Origin of the sequence: Stenotrophomonas sp. HMWF003 (assembly GCF_003061285.1) — a bacterium.
Taxonomy (GTDB): Bacteria; Pseudomonadota; Gammaproteobacteria; order Xanthomonadales; family Xanthomonadaceae; genus Stenotrophomonas; species Stenotrophomonas maltophilia_AP.
On sequence record NZ_QAIW01000384.1, the window covers coordinates 1,827 to 7,032 of the forward strand.

At 66.5% G+C, this 5,206-nt stretch carries 6 protein-coding genes; all 6 read right to left on the reverse strand.

Annotation, left to right across the window (positions count from 1 at the left end; genetic code table 11):
- The coding region (locus DBR34_RS21510; protein ID WP_181394049.1) for a transporter at positions 1-892 on the reverse strand (892 nt) is incomplete at its 3' end.
- A gap of 5 nt (positions 893-897) precedes the next feature.
- Complete coding sequence (locus DBR34_RS16485) at positions 898-1,296, reverse strand: DUF1622 domain-containing protein (RefSeq protein WP_128097601.1); 399 nt, start codon at positions 1,294-1,296, stop codon at positions 898-900.
- A gap of 42 nt (positions 1,297-1,338) precedes the next feature.
- Entirely contained in the window at positions 1,339-2,265 is a 927-nt protein-coding gene (locus tag DBR34_RS16490; protein ID WP_128097602.1) for a formylglycine-generating enzyme family protein, read from the reverse strand.
- Entirely contained in the window at positions 2,265-3,866 is a 1,602-nt protein-coding gene (locus tag DBR34_RS16495) for an arylsulfatase (protein WP_219928320.1), read from the reverse strand. Before DBR34_RS16495 ends, DBR34_RS16490 begins: the two co-directional genes overlap by 1 nt.
- 49 nt (positions 3,867-3,915) lie before the next feature.
- Positions 3,916-4,428 (reverse strand): DUF202 domain-containing protein, encoded by a 513-nt coding sequence (locus DBR34_RS16500; protein WP_128097603.1) that lies wholly within the window; start codon positions 4,426-4,428, stop codon positions 3,916-3,918.
- On the reverse strand, positions 4,425-4,859 hold the full coding sequence (locus tag DBR34_RS16505) for a hypothetical protein (RefSeq protein ID WP_128097605.1): 435 nt from the start codon (positions 4,857-4,859) through the stop codon (positions 4,425-4,427). The genes DBR34_RS16500 and DBR34_RS16505 overlap by 4 nt, the downstream gene beginning before the upstream one ends.
- Positions 4,860-5,206 lie beyond the last annotated feature (347 nt).

Sequence of the window (5,206 nt, forward strand, 5' to 3'; positions counted from 1 at the left end):
GGTGCTCGCCGCCGGACCACTTCTTTCCATAGGTCAGCACCGGACCGATGCCGAACGAGCGGCCCTTGAACCCGCCGAGCCGGTCGGCGGTATCACCGTCGTCGTCCTGCACCTGCTGGATCCAGCCAGCGGCCGCGCCGAAGCCCCAGCCGCTGGGTGTACGCTTGACCAGCAGCGCGTCGGTGCGCATCACCAGCCCGTTCTTGTAGTCGGTGTCATCGTTGCGGCTGTACCAGTCCACCGCGCCCAGCACGCTGAACTCCAGCGTGCCCTTCTGGAACAGGTGGGTGTAGCCGACGCTGGGCGAGAGCGTCCACACGTTCAAGCCGGGATTGGCCAGCTTGCCCGGGTCGTACTTGGCGGTGGGGGCATACACGTACAGGCCGAACGACACGTGCTGGACCGGGTCGATGTGATAGCCGGCGATGAACGGGGCGAAGTACACATCGAACAGGTTGGACGCACTGTCCTTCACCTGGCGGCGGCCGCCCAGGGGCCCTTCCAGGTTGGCGGTGACATCGGCGGTGATGTACGGCACGGTCAGCATCGAGGCGAAATTCCACTTGCCGGTATGGGTGGGCCACACATACACGCCGGTGGCCGCGGTCAGGCTGACGTCGGCTTCCAGGCCGAGCGAGATCTGCCCGGCGATCGGCGCGGCCCGGCTGCCGCCGATATTGCCGTCGTAGTGCACGTAGCTGAGCGACCACTGCATGCCCGGCTCCGGGGGGATCACCCCGGCATAGGAGGTGATCTGCATTCCGGTGATCGAGCGCCCGAGCGCGCCTTCGGTGGCGTGCACCTGCACGCTGGCGGCCAGCGCCAGTGCGCCCAGCAACGCCGCGCAGACGCCACTGGCACGGCGGTAGTGACGGTAGGATGGGCTGCCCATGCGGATCACCTCTCGGGTCGGTTGCGCGGCGCCGCGCTCTGGCGCGAGGCGGCCCGGCGCTGGCGTTCGCGGATGTCCTGGATGTCGCGTTCCAGGAAGAAGTTCAGGAAGGTCCGGATCACCGCGATCGCGCCCAGCTGGCCGATGCTGTCCCAGCTGGTGTAGATCGACGACTCCAGGATGTCGGCGGCCAGCTGCATGGTCAGGCCGGCCACCAGCCAGCGGCCGTATTCCAGCCACAGGTCGCGGCGCGCCACGTTGTCCGGGTGGCCGTGCAGCAGCAGGCGCACCCCACGCACGAAGGCGATCACCGTGGCCACCACGATCAGCACCAGGGCCATCGCATCGATCACCACCACCACCGGCTCGGTGCAGGCCACCAGCCACGTCTTGAGGGGAGACATCGGCGATCCTCCGGAAAGGGCGATGCGGCGGGCGGCTGCGGTTCATCCGCGCTCCACGCAACGGAAGCCGACGTGGCAGGTGGAGGTATCCACCGGCTGCGCCATCCGCGCGGCAGGCCTGTAGCGCCGGCAGTAGTTGGGTGCGCACAGGTGCGAACCGCCCTTCATCACCCGGCGCGGAATCGCACTGCGGTCGCGCGGGTCGTGGCTGCCCTCGCGCGCGCCACCCCGGGGGTTGTCGATCGCGCAGCACGGCTTGCCCTGCAGCTGGTCGTGCTGCTGGTACCAATCGCTGGTCCACTCCCACACGTTGCCGATCATGTCGTACAGGCCGTAGCCATTGGGCGGAAAACTGCCCACCGGCGAGGTCCAGCGGTAGCCGTCCTCGTCCAGGCTGTGCCACGGGAATTCACCCTGCCAGGTATTGGCCTGATGGCGGCCACCCGGAACCAGGCTGTCGCCCCAGGCGAACTCGCCGCTCTCCCGCCCGCCGCGCGCGGCGAACTCCCATTCAGCCTCCGTGGGCAGGTCCTTGTCCGCCCACCGTGCATAGGCCAGTGCGTCGGCGACAGTCACGTGCACCGCCGGGTGATCGTCCAGGCCCTGCAGCGATGAGGACGGGCCACGGGGATGACGCCAGTCGGCGCCGGCCACGTAATGCCACCAGTTGTGCGTATTGGACAGATCGACCGGGTGCGCGGGCTGCACGAACACCACCGAGGACGGCACCAGCAGGGCCGGGTCCGCGCCGGGGTAGTCGGCCGGGTCTGCCGGGCGCTCGGCGGCGGTCACGTAGCCCGTGTCCCGGATGAACCGCGAGAACTCACGGTTGGTCACCGGGTAGCGGTCGATCCGGAACGGTGCCACCCGCACCTTGTGCGCCGGCCGTTCTTCGGGATAGTGATCGTTGGATCCCATCACGAAGACACCGCCGGCGATGTCGATCATGGTCTCGGCGACGACGCTCATCATTGATTGCCCGCGCAGGCTTCGCTGAGCTTGGCCAGCGCGTCATCGATGGTGAACGTGTTCGGCTTCTGCACCCGCGGGAAATCCTTGAACGTGGCGGCGAACTTGTCGGCGATCGCATAGGCCCCGAACAGGATGTAGTCGTGATGCAGGAACCAGTCGTAGTACGAGTTCGAGGTGATGTCGGCGAACTCGAACGGGTCGGTCCTCAGGTTGTAGACCTTGGGCAGGCGCAGGCGGATGAGCGGCTCGGACCAGACCTGCAGCGTGCCCTTGCAGCGTTGCTCCATGAACGAGACCTTCCAGTTGTCGTAGCGGATCGCCATCACATCGCCGTCGTCGCTGAAGTAGACGAACAGCTTGCGTGGGCTCTCCTTTTCCTTGCCGGTCAGGTAGCCGGTCAGGTTCACGCCATCGATATGGTTCTTGTAGGTCCGCCCGATCGCCTTGTAGCCCTTCTTGAGCTTCTCGCTGACATCCGGGTCACCGGCCATCGCCAGGAAGGTCGGCAGCCAGTCGTGATGCTGCACGATCCCGTTGGCAACGGTGCCGGCGGGAATGTGGCCGGGCCAGCGCACCACCATCGGAATGCGGAACGCACCCTCCCAGTTGGTGTCCTTCTCGCTGCGGAACGGCGTGGTGCCGCCGTCCGGCCAGGAGTTCCGGTGCGGGCCGTTGTCGGTGGAGTACATCACGAAGGTGTCTTCGGCGATGCCCAGCTCGTCGAGATAGTCGAGCAGCTCGCCGACGTTCCGGTCATGGTCGATCATGGTGTCGTGGTACGGCGACTGCCAGCGCCCGGCCTGGCCGAGGCTTTCCTTCTTGGTGTGCGTGAACAGATGCATGTGGGTGAAGCTCACCCACACGAAGAACGGGGTGTCGGCGTCGTGCTGGCGCTTGATGAAGTCCTTGGCGGTGGCCGCGAAATCCTCGTCGCAGGTTTCCATCCGCTCCGGCGTCAGCGGCCCGGTATCTTCGATCTTCTGCTTGCCCACCCTGCCCCAGCGCTCCTGCTCGGTGGCATCGTCCTTGTCCGTCGCCCAGCTGCGGATGACGCCGCGCGGGCCCATGGTTTTCCGGAAGTTCGGGAAGTCCTTCTCCGGGAAGTAGTCGTACATGTCCGGCTCTTCCTCGGCGTTGAGGTGGTACAGGTTGCCGTAGAACTCATCGAACCCGTGGTTGGTGGGCAGCATGTGGTTCAGGTCGCCGAGATGGTTCTTGCCGAACTGCCCGGTGGCATAGCCCTGGTTCTTGAGCAGCGCGGCGATGGTCACCAGCTTGTCGCTCATGCCGGTCGGTGCACCGGGGACGCCAACCTTGGACAAGCCGGTGCGATACACGCTCTGCCCGGTGATGAACGAAGAGCGGCCGGCGGTGCAGGACTGCTCGCCATAGGAGTCGGTGAACAGCGTGCCTTCCTCGGCGATGCGATCGATGTTGGGTGTGCGGTAGCCCATCAGCCCCTGGCTGTAGCAGCTCAGGTTGCTGATGCCGATGTCGTCACCCCAGATCACCAGGATGTTGGGGCGCTTGCCGGTGCCGGCCTTGCCCGACGTCGAGCCGGCAGCGTTGGCGGTCTTGGGGGCTTTCGAGGTGGCCATGCGGTTTTCTCCAGGGAATCAGCGGGCGGAACGTGGCGGGACGGTGTGCTCAGGCAAACGGGGCGACGTTGAAGGTCATGCCGGCGATGGCCAGCAGCCCTAGCAGCCACAACAGCCCGGCGGTGATCAGGGTCAGGGAGAGCGGGTAATGGCTTTCGCCGTGGATCAGCCCTTCGGCGATCATCAGCGCGCGCTCGCTGCGCAGCTGCTGCATGTAGCGCACGTGGTAGACAATGCCCAGGGTCAACAGCACCAGCCCCAAAGCCACCAGCGCCACGCCGAAGTTGCGGGGCGCATGCGGCCGCAAGGTGGTGCCGGGCACTTCGAGCATGTGGCCGAAGAACTGGTAGATGGTGAAGCCGAAGCCGATCAGCGACAGCGCCGTGCGGATGATCGACATCAAGGTCCGGTCGGCGCTCATGCGGGTGCGCTGGAACGACATGCCGGTACGGCGCGACGACAGCTCCATCGATGCGGCGTCGGTACCGCCCAGCAGGTCGCGCGCCTGCGCGATGCTGACCGCCCGGTCCGACAGGCTCTTGCGCGGGTCCTGCTCGCTCATGGTGTGCGATCCTCCGGGTGGGCCGCGGCACGGCGGCGCAGCCACCAGCCCGCGATGCGGTTGATCGGCCCCCGCAGCACCAGGTACGGCAGGAACCCCAGCACCACCGCGATCACGAACGCCTCGACGGGATATTTGAAGCCGCCGAACATGCGGAACTGGTAGATCACATCCATGCCCACGCCAAGGAGCAGGATCCGGGTGGTGGCCGTCACCCCTTCGCGCCACGCGGTCAGGCGCTGGGAACTGTCGCTGTGCGCCAGCAGCCAGGCATAGGGCGACTTGCCGGCGCGCGCATCCTTGATCCCGTCGATCAGCGCGGTGATCAAGGCCATGGTCGGCTGAAGGAAGAAGCGGAAGGTCATCGGACCCTCCGCACGCTCGATCATGTCGGTCCAGAAGCGGGTAAGAACGTCGATCACCGATAGCATTGCCGGATTCCCTGCGACAGGCCTCCAGCTTGGGCGGGTGGCGCGTGCCGCACATCCGGATTGGTACTGCATCGCCCCCAGTATTTTTACTGCGCCGGTCCACGCCGGTTGCGGCGCTATGCTCGTGCCCGGACATGGTCGACGGCCATGCCTGCCAGGAGCACGCACGCAATGGCACAGCACGGGTATTCGCTGATGCGCGGTGGCCTTGTCCACCGGCTGATGCACGCCGCAGGCGTGCTGCGCGGCCATGCACACCTGTCGTGGTGGCTGGCGGCCGGCCTGGTGGCGGTGTCATTGGTACCGCCACTGGTGCTGACCGCGCTGGACGGCACCCTGCTGCCCCG

What these genes read in the sequence shown, in the direction of transcription:
- DBR34_RS16485 (WP_128097601.1), bottom strand. Translation starts at nt 1,296, where the DNA reads ATGTCTCCCCTCAAGACGTGGCTGGTGGCCTGCACCGAGCCGGTGGTG.
- DBR34_RS16490 (WP_128097602.1), bottom strand. Translation starts at nt 2,265, where the DNA reads ATGAGCGTCGTCGCCGAGACCATGATCGACATCGCCGGCGGTGTCTTC.
- DBR34_RS16495 (WP_219928320.1), bottom strand. Translation starts at nt 3,866, where the DNA reads ATGGCCACCTCGAAAGCCCCCAAGACCGCCAACGCTGCCGGCTCGACG.
- DBR34_RS16500 (WP_128097603.1), bottom strand. Translation starts at nt 4,428, where the DNA reads ATGAGCGAGCAGGACCCGCGCAAGAGCCTGTCGGACCGGGCGGTCAGC.
- DBR34_RS16505 (WP_128097605.1), bottom strand. Translation starts at nt 4,859, where the DNA reads ATGCTATCGGTGATCGACGTTCTTACCCGCTTCTGGACCGACATGATC.